The following is a 19,912-nucleotide window of genomic DNA, read 5'->3' as shown; positions in this document are numbered from 1 at the left end:
TAGCCGATGTTCCGCGACGTTGCGTGATATTTCACCTGGACGTCATGGGGCCCTACCCCATGGCCGCCGCGATCAGCGTCCTCGTGTAATCGTTTTGTGGATCGAAAAATACCGACTCCGTGTCCCCCTGCTCGACCAGTCGCCCGTCCTTGAAGACCAGAACACGATGTGCCATCGCACGCATGACGGCCAGATCGTGACTGATGAAGAGGTAGCTCAGGTTGTACTTGATCTGCAACTGCGCGAGCAAATGGAGCACTTGCTGTTGAATGGACACGTCGAGCGCGCTGGTCGGTTCGTCGAGCACGATCACCTGCGGATCGACCACGAGCGCGCGCGCAATCGCAATGCGCTGACGTTGACCGCCCGAGAACTCGTGCGGATAGCGCGACATGGCACGCGCATCGATCCCCACCTCGCGTAATACCTCCGCGACACGGGCTCGCCGCTCGTCTTCCGTCTGTTGCGGCCGATGCAGCGCGAGCCCCTCGCCCACGATCTCATCGATCGTCATGCGCGGCGACAGCGAGCCGAACGGGTCCTGGAACACGATCTGCATGCGAGAGCGCAGCGTGCGCTGCGCCTTGCCACGATAGGCGGCGAGCGGCTCGCCCTGGAATTCGACCTGCCCGGCACTCGTGCGCTGAAGTCCCAGCAACGCCATCGCGAGCGTCGATTTGCCGGAGCCCGACTCGCCCACCACGCCCAGCGTCTCGCCCTGGCGCAATGCCAGATCGACCGGATGCACCGCGCGGAACCGTCCGCGTTGAAACCAGCCGCGCATGCCGGGCTGCGAGGTCGGGTAGTCGACCGCGACCCCGCGCGCCTCGAGCAACACCGGCGCAATGGGCAACACCGGATGAATCTCCCGCTGCGGACGACTATCGAGCAGCTTGCGCGTGTAAGGATGTTGCGGATCGGTGAAAAGCGTCTCGGTGTCCGCACATTCGACGAGAACGCCCTTCTCCATCACCGCGACGCGTTGCGCGAAACGCCGCACCAGATTCAGATCGTGCGTGATGAGCAGCACCGCCATGCCACGCGTCTCGGCGGCTTCTCGTTGCAACGCCAGCAACAGTTCAACGATCTGGGCACGAATGGTGACGTCGAGCGCCGTGGTCGGCTCGTCGGCCAGCAGCAACTTGGGCCGGCACGCGAGCGCCATCGCGATCATGGCCCGCTGGCGTTGTCCGCCTGACAGCTCGTGCGGGAAGTGCGCCACACGGCGCTCCGGCTCGGGAATGCCCGTGCGACGCAGCAGCTCCACCGCGCGCGCCTTCGCCTCCTTGGCAAAAAGCCCTTCGTGCAGCTCAAGCGCCTCGGCAATCTGGTCGCCGATCGAATAAAGCGGATTGAGCGCGGTCATCGGCTCCTGAAAGATCATGGCGACGTCGTTGCCGCGGACGCCTCGCATTTCGCGCTCGCTCATGCCGGCCAGGTCGACGCCGTCGAGCATGATCCGCCCCTGTACCTGCGCGTCCTGCAAAAGGCGCAGGATGGCCAACGCCGTCACGCTCTTGCCCGAGCCCGACTCGCCGACCAGCGCGACCCGCTCGCCCCGCCCGATGGCAAGGCTCACGTCCTTCACCGCCTCGGTGTCGCCGAAGTGCACCGACAGATTTTCGATACTGAGTAGGGGCGCGCTCACATTGCCCCCCCGGCGGCCGCCTGCTTGTCCGCGACACGCGTGTCGAGCGCATTGCGCAAGGCGTCTCCCATGAACGTGAGCAACAACAGCGTGAGCACAAGCACCACGAAGGTCGCCAGCGAAATCCACCACGCATCGAGATTCGCCTTGCCCTGATTGAGCAGCTCGCCCAGGCTGGGCGTCGGCGGCGGCACGCCGAGGCCGAGGAAGTCGAGGCTCGTGAGCGCAAGAATCGCGCCGCTCATGCGGAACGGCAGGAACGTGATGACCGGCGTCATGCTGTTGGGCAGTACGTGACGTCGGATGATCTGCCAGTTCGAGAGTCCCATCGCCCGCGCAGCGCGAACGTAATCGAGCTGACGATTGCGCAGGAACTCGGCGCGCACGTAGTCGGACAAGCCGATCCAGCCGAACAGCGAGAGCAGCACGAAAAGCAGCCACAGATGAGGCTCGAAGATCGACGCAAAAATGATGAGCAGGTACAGCTCCGGCAACGAGCCCCAGATTTCGATCAGGCGCTGCAATGTCAGGTCGATGCGCCCGCCATAGAAACCCTGCACGGCGCCGGCCAGCACCCCGAGCAGCGTGCCGGAGACCGTCAGCGCCAACGCGAAGATTACCGACAACCGGAACCCGTAGAGCAACCGTGAGAAGACGTCTCTGCCGCGATCGTCCGTGCCCAGCCAGTTCTCCGACGACGGCGGCGCGGGATTGGGCGTAGTCGAGAAATAGTTGATGGTGTCGTAGTGGTAGCGTACCGGCGGATAGATCGCGAAGTTATCACCCGCGCGGATGCGTTTCTCGATGAACGGGTCGAGGTAATCGGTCGGCGTCGGAAAATCGCCGCCGAAGGTCAACTCGGGATAGGTCTTCACGAGCGGGAAATACCAGTGCCCTTCGTAGCGAACGACCCACGGCTTGTCGTTGGCGATCACCTCGGCAAAGAGGCTGATGCCGAACAGCACGACGAACGCGACGAGACTCCAATACCCCAGTCGCTGATTGCGAAAGCGCCGCCAGACACGCCAACGCGGCGAACGCGATGGGGCGAACGACGACGGGCGTGGCGACGGCGTGGCGGATCGGGTCACGTCAGTGCTCCAGTCGATCGAATTGAATACGCGGGTCGACCAGGACATAGCACAGGTCGGAGACGAGCTTGGTCACCAGGCCGATGAGCGTGAACAGATACAACGAGCCGAGCACGACAGGATAGTCGCGCCGCTGCACCGATTCGTACGAGAGACGCCCCAGCCCATCGAGCGAGAACAACGTCTCGATCAGCAGGCTGCCCGCGAAGAACGCGCCAATGAAGGCCGACGGGAAACCGGTGATCAGCGGAATCAACGCGTTGCGAAAGATGTGCTTGAACAGCACCTTGCGCTCGGAGAGCCCTTTGGCGCGCGCGGTGAGCACGTACTGGCGGCGTATTTCGTCGAGAAACGCGTTCTTCGTGAGCATCGTGATGACCGCGAAGCTTCCCACGACCGACGCCGTCACTGGCAGCGTGATGTGCCACAGGTAGTCGGTGATCTTCGCCGGCCACGACAAATCGCTCCAGTTATCGGAGACGAGTTCGCGCAACGGGAACAACTGCCAGAACGTACCGCCGCCGAACAGCACCAGCAGCAACACCCCGAGCACGAAGCCCGGGATCGCGTAGCCGACGAGCACCACCAGACTCGTGAGCGTGTCGAATCGGGAACCGTTGCGCACCGCCTTGGCGATACCCAACGGCACCGATATCAGGTACGTGAGGAAAAACGTCCACAGGCCCAGGGAGATCGACACGGGCAACTTCGAGACGATCAGTGACCACACGCTCTGGTGATGGAAGTAACTCTGGCCGAGATCGAATTTCGCGAAGCGCTTGAGCATGAGCCAGTAGCGCTCCGCCGGCGTCTTGTCGAAGCCATACAGCGCCTTGATCTGGGCCAGTTGTTGCGGGTCGATGCCGCGCCGTCCGCGATAGTCGCTCGCGGCGCCGCCGCCGCTCGCCTCCCCGCCACCGCCGCGCCCCTTGAGTTCGAGCATGACCTGCTCGACCGGACCGCCGGGCACAAATTGGATGACCACGAAGGTCAGCGTGATCACACCGAGCAGCGTCGGGATCATGATCAGCAGGCGTTTGAGAATGTAGGACCACATGGTTGGGGGGCAGCTCCTGTCGGTTCCTGACTCGGTGAAGATCTATCGGGACGCGGCAGACGCCGGAGACGGCGCGGCGGGTATCGACGCCCCTGGCGTCGCCGCCTGCGTCTGCCCCACACGCGAATCCCACCACGTCGACACGAGCCAGCCTTCGGCGGTGTAGTACTTCGGCAACTTGTCCGGGAAGTGCAGATACTGCTTGTAGGCCATGCGGTGCGTCGACGAGAACCAGTGCGGCACGATGTAGTAGCCGTGCATCAGCACGCGATCGAGCGCGCGTGCCGCAGCCACGAGGTCGTCGTAGGTATGCGCACGCACGAGATCGGCCACGAGCGCATCGACCGCCGGATCCTTCAGGCCAATGGCGTTATCCGAGCCCTCCACGTCGGCCGACTGGCTGCCGAAGCGGTCGAGCAATTCAGTGCCTGGAATCTGCGAATCGGGATAGCGCAGCGAGATCATGTCGAAGTCGAACGCCTCCAGACGCTTCTGATACAACGCGAAGTCGCTCGTGCGAAAGTTCAGCGTAATGCCCAGCTTTGCGAGGTTGCGTGCGTAAGCCGAGGCGACTGGTCCCATTGCGCCGCCATCATCGAGAAACTCGAAGACGAACGGCTCGCCTTTCGCGTTACGTAGCGCACCGTCGCGATAGGTCCAGCCGGCCTGTGCCAGCAGCTCGCGCGCCTGGCGCAGGTTCTCACGCAGACTGGCCGGCGGGGTCGTCGTCGGCTGCACGACCATCGGCCCGAACACGGCCGGATCGAGCGATTTGCGCAGCGGTTCGAGCAACTTGCGCTCCGCCTCGCTCGGCAGGCCGCGCGCGGCGAGATCGCTGTTGGTGAAATAGCTGTCGATGCGCTGGTACTGGTTGTAGAACAGTTGACGGTTAAGCCACTGATAATCGAGCGCAAGATCCAGCGCCCGGCGCACGCGCACATCGCGGAATCGGTCGCGTCGCACGTTCAGGATGAAGCCTTGCATGCCCGCCGTATTGTGATGCGCGAACTCGCGCTTGATCAGTTCGCCATCGCGAAAGCGCTTGCCCACGTAGCTGCGCACCCAGCTGCGGGCGCGGTATTCGGTGATGGCATCGAACTCGCCCGCCTTGAAGCCTTCGAGCCGCACGATGTCGTCGGAGTACAGCTTGTAGACGACGCGCTCGAAGTTATAGGTGCCGCGTCGCACGGGCAACGCGTTGCCCCAGTATTTTGGGTTGCGCCGGAAGGTGATGCGCCGTCCGCCGTCATACGACTCAATCAGATACGGGCCGCTGGCGATGGGCGTCTCGAACGTCAGCGCGTCGAAGGCCTTGCGCTTGCCGTTCGCGCCGGCCACCCACTTGGGCGAAAACACCGGCACCGTGGCCACGAGCAGCGGCAGGTCTGGACTCACGCGACGGAAGTCGAAGCGCACACGACGCTCGTCGAGCACGCTCACACTTTTCACGTCTGCGAACATGACCTTGAAGCCCGGCGATGCCTGCGGGCTCATCAGCGTATCGAACGAATATTTGACGTCTTGCGCCGTCACCGCGTCGCCGTTGTTGAAGCGTGCGGCCGGGTTGAGGTGGAACGTGACCGACGCGCCATCGGGCGCCACCGCGATGTCGTCGGCGAGCAGGCCGTAGACGGTGGCGGGTTCGTCGGCGCTGCCAATGCCGAGCGTCTCGAACATGAGGCCGAGCACCCCCGGGGCCGACGTGCCGCGCAGCGTGAATGGATTGAACTTGTCGAAGCTGGTGCGGCGGTCGGGATTCGCCAGCGTCAGCGTGCCGCCACGAGGCGCATCGGGATTGACGTAGTCGAAGTGTGTGAACCCTTGCGGATACTTCGGTTCGCCGTATTGGGCAATGGCGTACTTCGCCTGCGCCGACGGCGCCAGCAACAGGGCGACGGCGAGCGCCGGAACGAGGGCAGGAACGACGCTCAGCACGCGGACCAGAGAAGACACGACGCGGATGAGCGAGCCGCGTGTCGTGTATGGGTGCCGTGAAGTGGGCGCTTTCATGCGTCTCCTGTGTTGGTCGGCCAGCGCCAGCCTGCCGGGGCCCGGACGCATCCAGCCCCCTCCCCTTCGCCCCGCCACCGTGTTTGGCGACGTGGCAAAACGGCGCGTAACATCTCGTAATGGCACACCCCTGTGCCGTCACGCACAATTCCCGCACGAGGCTTGGCGACATGGCCGGAGCGCGCGACAATTGTACCCAAAAGCCCGGCGGTTACCGCACTGAAAGACACAATCTCGCCGGCCCGGTTCCCCTGTTCCCGCCCTGGAGGCCGACGTTGCGTGCTACACGATCGCCCGCGCAGAACCCCAACCGTACCCTGCCTCGCTGGCTCGCCCGATTTTTCTTTCATTGCGTGGAAGCGGCGCAACGTCGTATTGCGCGTGGGTCATTGGTCGGCGACCGACCCATTTTCGACAACGCGCAGTTCCCGTGGGTCGATGCGCTCGAAGCGCAGGCGCCGGCCATCGCCGCGGAACTCGACGCCGTCCTCGCCACGCCCGGGCGTTTGCCGGCGTTTCACGAAATCTCGCCCGACGTCGCCACCATCACGCAGGATCATCAGTGGCAGACCTTCGTGTTTCTCGGCTACGGCATGCGCGCCGAGCGCAATCTCGCGCGCTGCCCGGCCACCGCGGCCGCCCTTGACGGCATTCCCGGGTTGCGCACCGCGTTCTTCTCGATCCTCGCGCCGGGCAAGCAGATCCCACTGCATCGCGGACCGTACAACGGCGTGCTGCGCCTGCATCTTGCACTGAAGGTGCCGCGTGAGCGGGAGCACTGCTGGATCGAAGTCGACGGTCAGCGTTATGTCTGGCAAGCGAACCGCGCCGTGGTCTTCGACGACGCCTATCCACATCAGGTGCACAACGACACGGACGAGACACGCGTGGTGCTGTTCGTCGATTTCGAGCGCCCATGCAAAGTCCCCGTATCGTGGCTCAACAAGTTGCTGCTGGCCTTCGCGCCGCTCACGCCGGAGTTGCAGCAGGCCAAGGCCAATCACGAGCAGTGGGAGCGCGATTATTACGCGGTGCCCACGGCGGCCGCGGACAATGCCACGGGCAAGCCGGCGCCCAACGCTTCGGCCGCCAACCCGGCGACGCCCTCTGAGAAAGCAGACTCGCCGAGCACGGAGACCGTGGCCGACGACCGCGCACACGGCTGACGCGACGCATAAAAAAACGCCAGCGACGTTTTCGCTGGCGTTTCAGTGGGGGGGTCGGACTTACGAAGGCCGGCCGGGCTGCGCGAGCGCGTCCTGCGCGGGCGGTGGGACGAAGTTCGCCGCAAGCACCGCGACCAGCGCCGCCGCCATCATCGCGCCGATGCCGAGCGCGGCATCGCCGAAGTGGAGGTACGCCACCTTCATCGTCTCGATCACAGCCACTGCCACAACGATGGTGATCATGCTGAGCATGCCGGCCACCGTCGCGCGATTGGGACTCTCGACAGCGAACAACGACTGGCGATACACGACCCCGTAACACATGCCCATGCCGAACGCATGCAAAGACGTGCCAACGAGCAGGGCCGGATAGCCCGGCGCGAGAATCGCCGTACCGATGAGCGACACCGCCGCACCCATCAGCATCGCCGCCACGCCCATCGCCAGCAATCGGCCATTCGACCAGCGCCCGACCTGACGCGCGAGCAACACATTGCCGAAGATCAGCGCCGCGAAGACCGGCACTTGCAGCAACGCGTAGTGCATCTGCGACAAGCCGGCGCGCTCGATCAGGAACACCGGGCCGAGGGCGATCCATGTCAGCAGCGGCGTGATGGCAAGGCCCGTGAGCACGGCACCGCGCCAAAACCGCGCGCTCGAGAGCGGCAGCTTGTAGCCCATCCAGAGCTGCTTCGCGTTCAGCGCCGTGCGGTCATGGCGCGACAGTTCCGGCATGGTGCGATACAGCCCCACGAACGAAAACACGGCCACGATGGCGATGAGCCAGAAGATGCTGCGCCATGGCCAGTACGACACCACGGCCGCACCCGCGAGCGGACCGAACAGCGGCGAGAGCAGCGAGACATTCGCCATGAGCGCCATCACGCGTACCGCCGTCTTCTCGTCGAACGCTTCGTGCACGGTCGGATAGCCCACCGTCAGCACGAAGCAGCAGCCCATGCCCTGGAGGAAGCGCAGCGCAATGAACTGCGGCATCGTCTGTACGTAGTGCGTGGCCAGACAGGCGACGATGAACATCACGAGACCGCCGAGCAGCACGCGACGGCGTCCGAAGCGATCGGCGAGCGGTCCGAGCAGCCATTGCAGGCTGGCGTTGCCGAGCATGGCCGCGGTGAGCGCCAGCGTGGTCATGTCCGCCGACGCCCCGAATTCGCGCGTGACCATCGGCATGCCGGGCATGATCATGTCGTTCGAGATGTAGACGGCAAACTCGAAGAGCACGAGCGAGAACGGAAACCAGAATCGGGACACAGACATGGTGGGGTGAGACACCTAAAAATGGCTCCTTTGTGCAGCCATCGCGCATGGCGAAGGCCCACGTAAAAAGACAACACCCCCGGTACCTGCGAGGCACCGGGGGTGTCGATTGCATCGATGATGCCGCTTGGTGACGGCTTTCGATCGCTCAGACGTCCAGAAGTTCGACCTCGAAGACCAGTGTGGCGTTGGGCGGAATCACACCACCGGCGCCGCGTGCGCCATAGCCCAGTTCGGGCGGAATGACCAGCTTGCGCTTGCCGCCGACCTTCATGCCGGCAACGCCTTCATCCCAGCCGCGAATGACCATGCCACCGCCGAGCACAAAGGCGAACGGGTCGTTGCGGTCCTTGCTGGAATCGAATTTCTTGCCGTCGGTCAGCCAGCCCGTGTAGTGAACGGTGACGGTCTTGCCCGACGTGGCTTCGGCGCCATCGCCCACTTGCAGATCGTCGTATTGCAGGCCGGAATCGGTAGTGATGATCGACATGGTTGTCCTCGCTCGAAACAGAAAGAGTATCGACGCGCGAGGTATCGCCAACGCGCGAACTCGGGAAAGAAAAAACCCCCGGCTCTCCGCGAAGAGCCGGGGGTGTTCCGCCAAGGCGACTTGGCGGAGACGGAGGGATTCGAACCCTCGATCCAGGTTTTGGCCCAGATGCTCCCTTAGCAGGGGAGTGCCTTCGACCTCTCGGCCACGTCTCCCAAACTTGTCGTCACATCAGGGAGGTGATGTAACGAAGGCGTGATATTACCTACTGTTCGCGATGTCGTCAAACATTATGCGCATCGAAATCCAACACTATTTGCGCAGGTGTCATGCCTTCGACACGCTTGGGGAACATTCCCCGAACTGCCGCGCGAAAATCGCGCGTCGCGTCGCGTCGCGCCGCATGCCGCTTGCGCGCATGCGGCACGCCCGGTGCCGTCAAGTCAACGACGCTCAGGCCTGGTCGAGTTCGAACGCCTTGTGCAGCGCGCGCACGGCCAGTTCCATGTACTTCTCGTCGATCAGCACGGAGATCTTGATTTCGGACGTCGAGATCAGCTGAATGTTGATGCCCTCTTCCGACAGCGTGCGGAACGCCTTGCTGGCGATACCGACGTGCGAGCGCATGCCCACGCCCACGATCGACACCTTCGAGACCTTCGGGTCGCCCACGACTTCGGCGGCACCGATGTGGCCCTGCACCTCTTTTTGCAGCAACGACATGGCACGCTGATAATCGCCACGCGGCACCGTGAACGTGAAGTCGGTCTTCCCCTCGATGCTCAGGTTCTGGATGATCATGTCGACATCGATGTTCGCGTCGGCGATCGGACCGAGGATCTGGTAGGCGATGCCCGGACGATCCGGCACGCCGCGCACAGTGATCTTGGCCTCGTCGCGCTGGAATGCGATACCCGAGATGATGGCCTTTTCCATTTGTTCGTCTTCCTCAAAAGTAATCAGCGTGCCCGAGCGCGCTTCTTCGTCGAGCGCGATCATCGGGTCGGTCAAGCTCGAGAGCACGCGCGTCTTGACCTGATACTTGCCGGCAAATTCCACCGAGCGGATCTGCAGCACCTTCGAGCCGAGACTGGCCATTTCCAGCATCTCTTCGAAGGTGACCTTGTCGAGGCGACGCGCGTCGTCGACCACGCGCGGGTCGGTCGTGTACACGCCATCGACGTCGGTGTAGATCAGGCACTCATCGGCCTTGAGCGCAGCGGCCACCGCCACCGCCGACGTGTCCGAGCCACCGCGACCCAGCGTGGTCACGTTGCCGTTCGGATCGATCCCCTGGAAACCCGTGATGACGACCACGCGGCCGGCATTGAGATCGGCCATCACGCGTGTGTCGTCGATCTCCGAAATACGGGCTTTGGTGAAAGCGCTGTCGGTCTTGATCGGTACTTGCCATCCGGCATAGCTCACGGCATCGACACCCGCTTCCTTGAGCGCCATCGCCAGCAGGGCAACGCTCACTTGCTCGCCCGTGGCGGCAATGGCGTCGAGTTCGCGCGGATCGGGATGGGCCGAAATCTCCTTGGCCAACCCCAGCAGACGATTGGTCTCGCCAGACATGGCCGACGGCACCACCACCATCTTGTAACCGGCCTTGTGCCACTTGGCCACGCGCTTGGCGACATTCTTGATGCGCTCCACCGAGCCCATCGACGTGCCGCCGTATTTGTGTACGATCAGAGCCATAACATTGCTAACACATTGATTTGAAACCGTTTATGAATCACGCACGGAGACCCGCCGAAGGGGATCGGTAGCGTTTCGATTCGCGGAACTTTTGATTATCGCACGAATGTATCGCGCCTGAGCCAGTCTGGCGCAGATTGCACTGCCGAGGACGCAGCGCGCCGCATTCGACAGCAGATTGTGCTGTTTTCAGTCGCTTACGCTTCGTCGCGCCACATCATCCGCCAGCGCGCGCCGCTGTTCTCACCGGTTTGTGCCGCCCCGTCGATCCCCAGGCGCGGCACGAACACGATGTCGCTTCCCTGCCAGACGATCGGCACATGGCGCAACCACGCCGCGACGCCGCGACTTTGGTACCAGTGCTTCAGCGAACGCGAATGGCCCTGGGCGTGTTCGCGCCATCGCTCCCCACCCGCGCGCGCCCTCGCCACGAGCGGCCGCGCGCGCAACACGCACTCGTCGATGAACGCCTCGCTCGTCTCGCCGACGGTCACTGGCTCGAACACCACGCTTCCCCGCCATTGCGGCAGGTGCCACTCGCGCTCGCCCGACCATCGCAGTACGACATCGGCCGCCCCATCGTCCTGGTGGGCCGTGTCGTACACCGCAGTCCACTGCAAGGCATCGCGATACAGACGCAAGACCGCGTCGCCATGCGGCAATTCGAGCGACGCGTCGTCGTGCGCGTCGCGAATCTGTCGCACCCATTCGTCCAACCGCGCCTCCTGCGGCATCGCCAATCCGCGACGCGCCGCCCAGTACCGCAGAAGGTTCGCCAGGCGCGGCACGTCCAGCACTTGCAATCGGCTACGTTGCAAACACTCGTCGCCAGATACCGGGGTCAGGCAGGCCATGTCGAAATCCGCCTGCGCGAGCTGATCGAGCAGCGACTGCGCTTGCGCCGCATGACGCGCAAACCGCGCCAGCGTTTCCCGATACGCGGGCACGTGGCCCGCGATCGCGGGCATGACATCGTGACGCAGGGCATTGCGCAGGTGGTGACGATCGTCGTTCGACGGATCCTCGACCCACGACAGCGAGCGCGCCTTCGCATACGCCTGCAACGTCTCGCGCGAGACGTCGAGCAACGGCCGCAGCAGTCGCGCGCGACTCGGCTCGCCTGCCGCAACCGGCAAGACACCTTCCACGGCCATTGCCGCCACGCCGGGTAGCCCTGCACCGCGCAGCATCTGCAACAGCACGGTCTCGGCCTGATCGTTCGCGTGGTGGGCGCTCAGCAGCCAACCCACGCCGTGCGCGTTGCAAGACGCCGCCAGCGCTTGATAGCGCGCCGCGCGCGCCGCGCCCTCGATGCCCTGCCGGGCGTCGCGCCGCACGCTTACCCGCTGCGCCTCGAACGCAAACCCGCGCAGATGCGCCTCGCGCTCGCACGCGGCGAGCCATGCGTCGGCATGCGTAGACAGCCCGTGATGGACGTGGATGGCCAGCGGCGGTGCGATCGCCTCGCCCGCGTCTCGACGCGCCTGAACCCAATGCGCCAGCGCATCGAGCAGCACCATCGAGTCGAGTCCGCCGCTCAGCGCGACGGCCAGAGGCGGGATGCCGTGGGCGGCGGGGGCTGACGCGAGGTGCGGCGTCACGTGCGTCGCCAGGGCAAGGCGCAGCGCGACGTCCACATGGACGACTGCCGCGTCGCTTCGGGCAGAAGCGCACGCGGCAGCGGAAGCATCGTGATGAGGCATGGGATTGGACGTCACCGCCACCAAGGGCGACGACGCCGTGGCAGGCGCGTTACTTCGCGACCGCTTCCTTGTACTTGCCATAGCTCATCAGGCGCTCGAAGCGGCGCTCGAGCAGTTCCTTGTGGCTGTTGCCCTGGAACTGGCGCAGCGAATCGGCCAACGCACGCTTGAGCATGCCGGCCATGCCGAGCGGGTCGCGATGCGCGCCGCCCAGCGGTTCGTTGATGATCTTGTCGATCAGGCCCAGCGCCTTCAGGCGGTGCGCCGTCAGACCCAGCGCCTCGGCCGCCTCGGGCGCCTTGGCCGCGCTCTTCCACAGGATCGACGCGCAACCTTCGGGCGAAATCACCGAGTACGTCGAGAACTGCAGCATCATGACCGTGTCGGCAACCGCCACGGCCAGTGCGCCGCCCGAGCCGCCTTCACCGATGATCGTGGTGATGATCGGCGTCTTGAGTTCAGCCATGACGAACAGATTGTGACCGATGGCTTCGGACTGGCCGCGCTCTTCGGCGTCGATGCCCGGGTAGGCGCCCGGCGTGTCGACGAACGTGAAGATCGGCAGACCGAACTTCTCGGCGAGCTTCATCAGGCGCATGGCCTTGCGATAGCCCTCGGGACGCGGCATGCCGAAGTTGCGCAGCGCACGCTCCTTTGTGTCGCGCCCCTTCTGGTGACCGATCACCATGCAGGCTTGGCCGTTGAAACGCGCCATGCCCCCCACGATGGCGAGATCGTCCGAGAACGAGCGATCGCCATGCAACTCGTGGAAATCGGTAAAGATGTCGCGAACGTAGTCGAGCGTGTAGGGGCGCTGCGGATGACGCGAAATTTGCGAAACCTGCCACGGCGACAGGTTCGTATAGATGTCCTTGGTGAGCTGCTGGCTCTTCTTCGAGAGGCGCTCGATCTCTTCGGAAATGTCGACGGCGGAATCGTCTTGCACGAAGCGCAGCTCTTCAATCTTCGCTTCGAGCTCGGCGATGGGCTGTTCAAAATCCAAAAAGGTGTTCTTCATCAGGCTTCCCCCGGAAATGCGGCAGCGTATTGTACCGCCGGCAACGTCTACCCGGTCGAGATAGACAACTTTCATTGCCACTCAATCCACAATAGACGTCAATAATGACTGGTTACGATGGGATGGACGCGGATTATACGTCTTTGACTGAACTTTCAGTATTCGACGGGCACCGGTTCGAGGCTTCTCCACATGTACCAGGTGGCGACGGAGCGCCACGGCTCCCAATTGGCGGCCACTTCCCGCGCTTCGCTGCGCGTGACGGGCTCCCCGCTGAAATAATTGACGCTGATCGCATTGATCAGCCCGACATCGTCGAGCGGCAAGACGTCGGGGCGCAGCAGGTTGAACATCAGGAACATTTCGGCGGTCCAGCGGCCGATGCCGCGAATGCTGGTCAATTCTGCAATGACCGCCTCGTCGTCCATGCTGGCCCAGGCGTCGACGTGTAGCGCGCCCGATTTGAAGTGCTTTGCCAGGTCGAGGATGTACTCGGCCTTGCGGCGCGACAGCCCGCAACCGGCGAGCGCATCGTGCCCTACCTTGACGAACTGCGCCGGCGTGAGTTTTGGACAGGTGGCCTGCACACGATCCCACACGGCCTGCGCAGCCTTCACCGAGATCTGCTGACCGACGATCGAGCGCGCCAGCGTGACGAACGGCTCGCCGCGCCCGGTCAGGTGAGCCGGCCCAAACTGAGGAATCAACTTCTTGAGAATGCGGTCGCGCTTCATGAGATCGGCGCAGGCCTGATCCCAGTAGAGCGGACGCGTCGCCCCGGCCGCCACCGGCAGCGGCACCACGCCTGTCACGGCCTGTTCGACAATGTCGTGATCGATACGCTCGATCTCGGGCGTCACGATACGCGTCTCGCCATCGCGCTTGGCGATGACCCGGCGCGAGTCGTCGGGCGTCGACGGCGCGGACTTCACCGGCGCCTTGCGCGCACCCTTCGTTCCCGCCTTCGGTGCGGTCTTCGGTGCGGCTTTTTTTGCGACCTTGTCGGCGCCCTTTTGCACGCCCTTTTGTACGCCCTTTTCCACGCCCTTCCCTGCGACTTTTCTGGCGACTTTTTGCGCGACCTGCTTTACGGCTTCTTGCGCCGGTGGCGGCGCGGCCTTGCGTGCGGCACCGGCTTGCGTTGTCTTCGCCGCCGTGTTGTCCGCCGAGGTCTTGCGCCCCGACTTGACGGTCGTCGTCGCGCGCTTGCCGGCCGCCTTGGCCGGCGCACGACGTTCACCGTCCTCGGTCGGCGAGACCGATTTGGCGGCCTTCCCGGCCCCCTTCGCGCCCTTCGTTGCGGCAGTCTTGGTCGCCACCTTAGCGGCCACGGAGTTACGAGTCACCATGAAATTTGCCTCGATGCGTCGCGCTCAGGCACGGCGCCATTCGGTGGCGCCTCCGGGACGGTCTTCCAGCACGATGCCTTCGGCCAGCAGTTCGGCGCGAATACGATCGGCCTCGGCGAAATTGCGTTCGCGCTTGGCTTGCGCACGGGCTTCAATGCGCGCCTCGACCGACGCCCGCAAGCCGTCGTCGTCGCCCGCCGAGTCGCTCCCCGCCGCCCCTTGCAGGAACGATTGCGGATCGCGGCCAAGCAGGCCAAGCGTAGCGGCGAGTCCCTGCAACTGACGCACGAGCACCGGATCGCGCTGTTTGTTGATCTCGCCAGCGAGATCGAACAGTACGGCGATGGCCACGGCCGTATTGAAGTCGTCGTTCATCGCCGCGGCGAAACGCTGCGCGAACGGCTCGTTCCAGTCGAGCGGCGCACCATCGCCCGCCGCGTCCTTGAGCGCCGTGTACAGGCGCGTCAGGCCACCGCGCGCGTCGTCGAGATGCGCATCGCTGTAATTGAGCGGGCTGCGGTATTGCGCGCGCAGAATGAAAAAGCGAATGACTTCCGCGTCGAACTTCGCGAGCACTTCGCGAATCGTGAAGAAGTTGCCAAGCGACTTGGACATCTTCTCGTTGTCCACGCGCACGAAACCGTTGTGCATCCAGTAGTTCACGAACGTCTCGCCCGTCGCGCCTTCGCTCTGGGCGATTTCGTTCTCATGATGCGGGAACTGCAGATCCGCCCCGCCGCCGTGAAGATCGAAGTGATTGCCGAGCAACTGGCAGCTCATCGCCGAGCACTCGATGTGCCAGCCCGGACGGCCCGCGCCCCACGGCGAGGCCCACTTCGACTCGTCGGGCTCGGTCTCCTTGGCGCGCTTCCACAGCACGAAGTCGAGCGGATCCTGCTTCGCGGCATTGGCGGCAACCCGCTCGCCAGCGCGCAGATCCTCGATGGACTTGCCCGAGAGTTGTCCGTAGCTGGCGAACTTGCGCACGGCATAATTCACGTCGCCGTCGTCGGCCTGATAGGCGTAACCGTTGCGTTGCAGCGTGCCGATCATGTCGACCATCTGTGGAATGAAGTCGGTGGCACGCGGCTCGTGATCGGGGCGCTGCACGCCAAGCGCGTCGGCATCTTCGTGCATGGCGGCAATGAAGCGCGTCGTCAATTCGCGCATCGTTTCACCGTTCTCGACGGCACGCTTGATGATCTTGTCGTCGATATCGGTAATGTTGCGCACGTAGGTCACGCGGTACCCGAGCGTTCGCAGCCAACGTTGCACCATATCGAACACCACCATGACGCGCGCATGGCCGATGTGACAGTAGTCGTACACCGTCATCCCGCAGACATACATGCGGACTTCGCCGGGAACGAGCGATACGAACGGCTGTTTGTCTCGCGCGAGCGAGTTGTAGACACGCAGTGAATCCATAGATAAGCGCTTGACCGGGCGGCACCAGCGCCGGGCGCTGCGACGATGTCTCCAGCGCCATCACACATGACGTGACGGGGGCGACATCGCGAGGCGGGCTGCGCGCCGTGCGGTAGAAAAAACGAACCTGCGAACCGTATCCACCGCCATCACAATAAATGGCGCGGGCCGGGCGCAGGTGTTTTGTTAGAATGCGGCCGAGTATAGCATCTCTTGCGCACCTCTCAGGTATCCCAAGCACCCACTATGACGCAACGAAGCCGGTCTCTTTTGTCTCCCGCAACGCGCCTGCTCCGCGCACACCGCCCGGTCGCCGCTGCCGCTCGCAGCGCCCGCGCGCTGGCGCTTGCCGGCGTTACCCTCGGCCTCGCGGGCACGTTGTTCTCGCTCCCCGCCGGGGCACAGGCCATCACCGATCCGCCGCCGCCCGCACCGCTGCAAACACCGCAGCAGGCCAGCGAGTCGGCCATCGACAAACTGGTCGTCGCCGGCAAGTTCAACGACGCGCTCGCGAAGGCCGACGAACACCTCAAGCAATATCCTCGCGACGCGCAAGTGCGCTTCACACGCGGGCGCGTGCTCATGGAAATGGGCCGCAACGCCGAAGCCATCGACGCCTTCACCGCGCTCACGCAAGACTTCCCGGAGCTGCCCGAGCCGTTCAACAACCTCGCGGCACTCTACGCGCAGGTCGGTGAGTACGACAAGGCACGCGCTGCCCTTGAGAGCGCGATTCGCAACAACCCGAGTTTCGCCGTGGCCTACGCGAATCTCGGCGACATCTACGCCAAGCTCGCGCAGCAGGCGTATCAGAAATCGCTCAAGCTCGCACCGACCGCGCGCGTGTCGAACCGCGAAAAAATCTTGTCCAACATGCTCGCCCCGCAGCGCGCAGCGCCCGTGAGCCAGACGCCGTCGGCCCCCAAGCCAGGCGACAACGGCGCACTCAAGAACGTCGGCAAGTCGGGCAACTGAACCCGCCCCCGTCTTCCCACGAATCGAACCCTCTTTGCCTACGGAGACATGCATGACCTTTCCGAATCGCCTGCGTCGCGCGCTGCTCGGCGGCGTACTCGCCGCAGCCACCCTGTCGGGAACGAGCCTGAGCGCATTCGCGCAAGACGCCCGCCCGCAAGTGCAGTTCAAAACGTCGGCCGGCAACTTCGTCGTCGAACTCAACCCGAAGGCCGCGCCGAAAACGGTCGAGAACTTCCTTCAGTACGTCAACAGCGGTTTCTATAACGGCACGATCTTCCATCGCGTGATTGGCAACTTCATGATTCAGGGCGGCGGTTTCACGCCGGAGATGAATGAAAAGCCCACGCGCGCGCCGATCCCCATCGAATCGCAGAACGGCCTGAAGAACGTGACCGGCGCCATCGCAATGGCCCGGACGTCGAATCCGAACTCCGCGACCGCGCAATTCTTCATCAATGTGAAGGATAATGCGTCACTGGACTACCCCAACCCGGACGGCTACGGCTACGCGGTATTCGGCAAGGTGGTATCCGGCATGGATACCGTCGAGAAAATCAAGGGCGTTGCCACGACCCGCAAGGGCATGTACCAAGATGTGCCGGCCACGCCCGTCGTGATCGAATCGGCCAGCGTCGTCAAGCGCTGACATTCTCCGGCCCAACGGGACCATTTCATCTGAAGGAAAGCATCATGGTTGAACTGCATACGAATCACGGCGTCATTCGCATCGAACTTGACGCCGACAAGGCGCCGAAGTCGGTCGAGAACTTCCTGAACTACGTCAAGAACGGCTTCTACGACAACACGGTGTTCCACCGCGTGATCAACGGGTTCATGATCCAGGGCGGCGGCTTCGAGCCGGGCATGAAGCAAAAGCCCACCGAGGCGCCGATCGAGAACGAAGCCAACAACGGCCTGAAGAACGTCAAGTACACGCTGGCCATGGCCCGCACGAACGATCCGCATTCGGCCACGGCGCAGTTCTTCATCAACGTCGGCGACAACGACTTCCTGAACCACAGCGCACCGACGCCGCAAGGCTGGGGCTACGCCGTGTTCGGCAAGGTCGTTGAAGGCCAGGACATCGTCGACCAGATCAAGGGCGTGAAGACGGGTTCGAAGGGCTTCCACCAGGACGTGCCGGTGGACGACGTCGTCATCGAGAAGGCCGTGATCGTCGCGTAAGCGCGCCCACCGCCAACGCAGACCCTCGATGTCAGCATCGATGGCGCGGTGCTCGCCATGCCCTGTGACACCACGGGGCGACGGGCCCGCGCTTTTCATTTCCGATCTTCACCTCGCGCCGGCGTTGCCGCGCACGGTGCAAGTCTTCGAGGACTTCCTGCGCGGCCCCGCGCGTGAAGCGTCCGTCCTGTTCATCCTCGGCGACCTGTTCGAATACTGGATCGGCGACGACATGCTCGACGTCGACACGCCGACCGACACCCGCACCGAAGCCTCCACGCCCCACCCCGAACCCCTCGGCGCCTTCGCACGTCGCATGACGGCCGCCATGGCGGAACTGTCCGCGAGCGGCGTGCCGATTGCCGTGATGCGCGGCAATCGGGACTTCCTCCTCGGCGAGCGCTTCGCACGCGCGGCCGGTGCGATCCTGCTCGACGATCCGTGCGTCTTCTCGTTTCTCGGGCAGGCGCTGGTGCTCAGTCACGGCGATCAGTTGTGCACCGACGACGTGGGCTATCAGCGCTTTCGACGCGTCGCCCATTCGCCGCTCGGCAAGGCGTTCTTCCTGACGCTGCCGCTGCGCTTGCGCATGGCCATCGCGAATCGCATCCGGCGGCGCAGTGCCGCCAAGGGTGCGCGTCGCATGGCCTACGCCGATGCCAACGCGCAGGCCATCGCCGCCCTGCTCGACGCCGCCGGTGAGCGCACGCTCGTCCATGGGCATACGCATCGTCCGGCACGCCATGCCGACGGCCGCCGCGTGCGCTGGGTGCTGCCCGACTGGGAGTTCGATGTGGCAACACCGCGCGGCGGCTATCTGCAATGGGACAGCCACGGCATGCGCGCCATCGATCTTGCGGGCTCCGCCCCCGGCAACAGCTAAGGCGTTGCCCCCCCCTTCAAAGCAAAGCGGCCCGTGTGGATGACGGGCCGTTTTCGCAAGCACCCGCACGACCTCGCGCCATGGCGCGTTACATGTCCTGGATTTCCTTGCCCAGCTTGCGCAGCTCTGCGGTATCGATCTTGCTCGCGCCAAGCGCTTCGAGATGCGCGCCAAGCTGGTTGAGCGCAGCCACCATCACATCGATCTTGTGCGCCTGATCGGTCGCGTTCTCGATCAGTCCGTGAATGGCAAGCGAGACGGGATCGTCGGCGTTTGGCGTAATGCCATAAGCGGAGAATTCCGGCTTGCGCCCGTTGTCGTTCGGCTTGGCTTGCGCGTCCTCGCGAGGTGCGTCGGGACGAATGATGCGCGCGGGATTGCCCACCGCCGTGCCGCCGGCGGGCACCGCCTTCACCACCACCGCGTTCGAGCCGATCTTCGCGCCCTCACCCACCGTGAAGCCGCCGAGCACCTTGGCGCCCGCACCCACGATCACGCCGGGCGCCAGCGTCGGGTGGCGCTTCGCGCCGCGCGCAAGCGACGTGCCGCCGAGGGTGACGCCCTGGTAAATCGTGCAGTCGTCGCCAATGACGGCCGTCTCGCCGATCACCACGCCCATGCCGTGATCGATGAAGACGCGGCGGCCAAGCGTCGCCCCCGGGTGGATTTCAATGCCGGTGAGAAAGCGCGCATATTGCGACACGTAGCGGCCTAGCCATTTGAAGCCGGATGTCCAGCATCCGTGGGCAACGCGATGCAGCATCACAGCATGCAGGCCCGGGTAGCACGTGAAGACTTCCCAGTTGCTGCGGGCGGCCGGGTCTTTCTGTCGAATGGCGGCAATATCTTCGCGAAGGCGGGTGAACATGAGTCTGAATTCGATCCTGTGGTGTGCGTCCGGCCACTCTGGCGCGGATCGTCGCG

General features: G+C 64.1%; 17 protein-coding genes and 1 tRNA gene. 5 read left to right on the top strand and 13 right to left on the bottom strand.

Annotated features, from left to right (window positions below; all coding sequences use genetic code 11):
* Positions 1-52: 52 nt before the first annotated feature.
* Genes PSO31014_RS10285 through PSO31014_RS10270 form a run of 4 tightly spaced genes read right to left on the bottom strand, consistent with a single transcriptional unit; the run spans position 53 to position 5,806 of the window.
* Complete coding sequence (locus PSO31014_RS10285) at positions 53-1,648, bottom strand: ABC transporter ATP-binding protein (protein WP_150551514.1); 1,596 nt, start codon at positions 1,646-1,648, stop codon at positions 53-55.
* Complete coding sequence (locus PSO31014_RS10280) at positions 1,645-2,787, bottom strand: ABC transporter permease (RefSeq protein WP_246176574.1); 1,143 nt, start codon at positions 2,785-2,787, stop codon at positions 1,645-1,647. The genes PSO31014_RS10285 and PSO31014_RS10280 overlap by 4 nt, the downstream gene beginning before the upstream one ends.
* Entirely contained in the window at positions 2,741-3,796 is a 1,056-nt protein-coding gene (locus PSO31014_RS10275) for a microcin C ABC transporter permease YejB (protein ID WP_150551512.1), read from the bottom strand. Before PSO31014_RS10275 ends, PSO31014_RS10280 begins: the two co-directional genes overlap by 47 nt.
* A gap of 42 nt (positions 3,797-3,838) precedes the next feature.
* Positions 3,839-5,806 carry an extracellular solute-binding protein gene (locus PSO31014_RS10270; protein WP_150551511.1) on the bottom strand — a complete coding sequence of 656 codons (1,968 nt, stop codon included), beginning with the start codon at positions 5,804-5,806 and terminating at the stop codon, positions 3,839-3,841.
* A 275-nt stretch (positions 5,807-6,081) separates the two neighbouring features.
* Here PSO31014_RS10270 and PSO31014_RS10265 point away from each other — a divergent pair, with 275 nt between their 5' ends.
* On the top strand, positions 6,082-6,972 hold the full coding sequence (locus PSO31014_RS10265; protein WP_246176573.1) for an aspartyl/asparaginyl beta-hydroxylase domain-containing protein: 891 nt from the start codon (positions 6,082-6,084) through the stop codon (positions 6,970-6,972).
* A gap of 60 nt (positions 6,973-7,032) precedes the next feature.
* On the opposite strand, the gene PSO31014_RS10260 is transcribed toward PSO31014_RS10265, so the two are convergent.
* From PSO31014_RS10260 to cysS, 8 genes are all read right to left on the bottom strand, one after another.
* Positions 7,033-8,250, bottom strand: a complete 1,218-nt coding sequence (locus PSO31014_RS10260) for an MFS transporter (protein WP_150551510.1) — start codon at positions 8,248-8,250, stop codon at positions 7,033-7,035.
* Between the two features lie 148 nt (positions 8,251-8,398).
* Positions 8,399-8,740: an FKBP-type peptidyl-prolyl cis-trans isomerase gene (locus PSO31014_RS10255; protein ID WP_150551509.1), complete on the bottom strand. Its 342-nt coding sequence runs from the start codon at positions 8,738-8,740 to the stop codon at positions 8,399-8,401.
* A 121-nt stretch (positions 8,741-8,861) separates the two neighbouring features.
* Positions 8,862-8,955: transfer RNA gene (locus tag PSO31014_RS10250), tRNA-Ser, on the bottom strand.
* A 238-nt stretch (positions 8,956-9,193) separates the two neighbouring features.
* Positions 9,194-10,444: an aspartate kinase gene (locus tag PSO31014_RS10245; protein ID WP_150551508.1), complete on the bottom strand. Its 1,251-nt coding sequence runs from the start codon at positions 10,442-10,444 to the stop codon at positions 9,194-9,196.
* 197 nt (positions 10,445-10,641) lie between these two features.
* Complete coding sequence (tilS, locus tag PSO31014_RS10240; RefSeq protein ID WP_174976466.1) at positions 10,642-12,147, bottom strand: tRNA lysidine(34) synthetase TilS; 1,506 nt, start codon at positions 12,145-12,147, stop codon at positions 10,642-10,644.
* A gap of 49 nt (positions 12,148-12,196) precedes the next feature.
* Entirely contained in the window at positions 12,197-13,165 is a 969-nt protein-coding gene (locus PSO31014_RS10235) for an acetyl-CoA carboxylase carboxyltransferase subunit alpha (protein WP_017234704.1), read from the bottom strand.
* Positions 13,166-13,320: 155 nt separating this feature from the next.
* A complete protein-coding gene (locus PSO31014_RS10230; protein WP_425494868.1) occupies positions 13,321-14,184 on the bottom strand; it encodes a DNA-3-methyladenine glycosylase family protein in 864 nt (287 codons plus the stop codon).
* Positions 14,185-14,538: 354 nt separating this feature from the next.
* Entirely contained in the window at positions 14,539-15,942 is a 1,404-nt protein-coding gene (gene cysS, locus PSO31014_RS10225) for a cysteine--tRNA ligase (protein WP_150551506.1), read from the bottom strand.
* 270 nt (positions 15,943-16,212) lie between these two features.
* Between cysS and PSO31014_RS10220 the strand changes: the two genes are divergently transcribed.
* From PSO31014_RS10220 to PSO31014_RS10205, 4 genes are all read left to right on the top strand, one after another.
* Positions 16,213-16,917: a tetratricopeptide repeat protein gene (locus PSO31014_RS10220; protein WP_246176572.1), complete on the top strand. Its 705-nt coding sequence runs from the start codon at positions 16,213-16,215 to the stop codon at positions 16,915-16,917.
* Positions 16,918-16,987: 70 nt separating this feature from the next.
* A complete protein-coding gene (locus PSO31014_RS10215) occupies positions 16,988-17,566 on the top strand; it encodes a peptidylprolyl isomerase (protein WP_425494867.1) in 579 nt (192 codons plus the stop codon).
* 44 nt (positions 17,567-17,610) lie between these two features.
* Positions 17,611-18,105, top strand: a complete 495-nt coding sequence (locus PSO31014_RS10210) for a peptidylprolyl isomerase (RefSeq protein ID WP_150551503.1) — start codon at positions 17,611-17,613, stop codon at positions 18,103-18,105.
* A gap of 64 nt (positions 18,106-18,169) precedes the next feature.
* Entirely contained in the window at positions 18,170-18,988 is an 819-nt protein-coding gene (locus PSO31014_RS10205) for a UDP-2,3-diacylglucosamine diphosphatase (protein WP_150551502.1), read from the top strand.
* 88 nt (positions 18,989-19,076) lie between these two features.
* Here PSO31014_RS10205 and cysE read toward each other — a convergent pair whose 3' ends face one another.
* Positions 19,077-19,856 carry a serine O-acetyltransferase gene (cysE, locus tag PSO31014_RS10200; protein ID WP_150551501.1) on the bottom strand — a complete coding sequence of 260 codons (780 nt, stop codon included), beginning with the start codon at positions 19,854-19,856 and terminating at the stop codon, positions 19,077-19,079.
* Positions 19,857-19,912 lie beyond the last annotated feature (56 nt).

Origin of the sequence: Pandoraea soli (assembly GCF_902459595.1) — a bacterium.
GTDB classification, from domain to species: domain Bacteria; phylum Pseudomonadota; class Gammaproteobacteria; order Burkholderiales; family Burkholderiaceae; genus Pandoraea; species Pandoraea cepalis.
The sequence above is the reverse complement of the archived record's forward strand: the minus strand, read 5'-3'. Positions and strand labels throughout refer to the sequence as shown.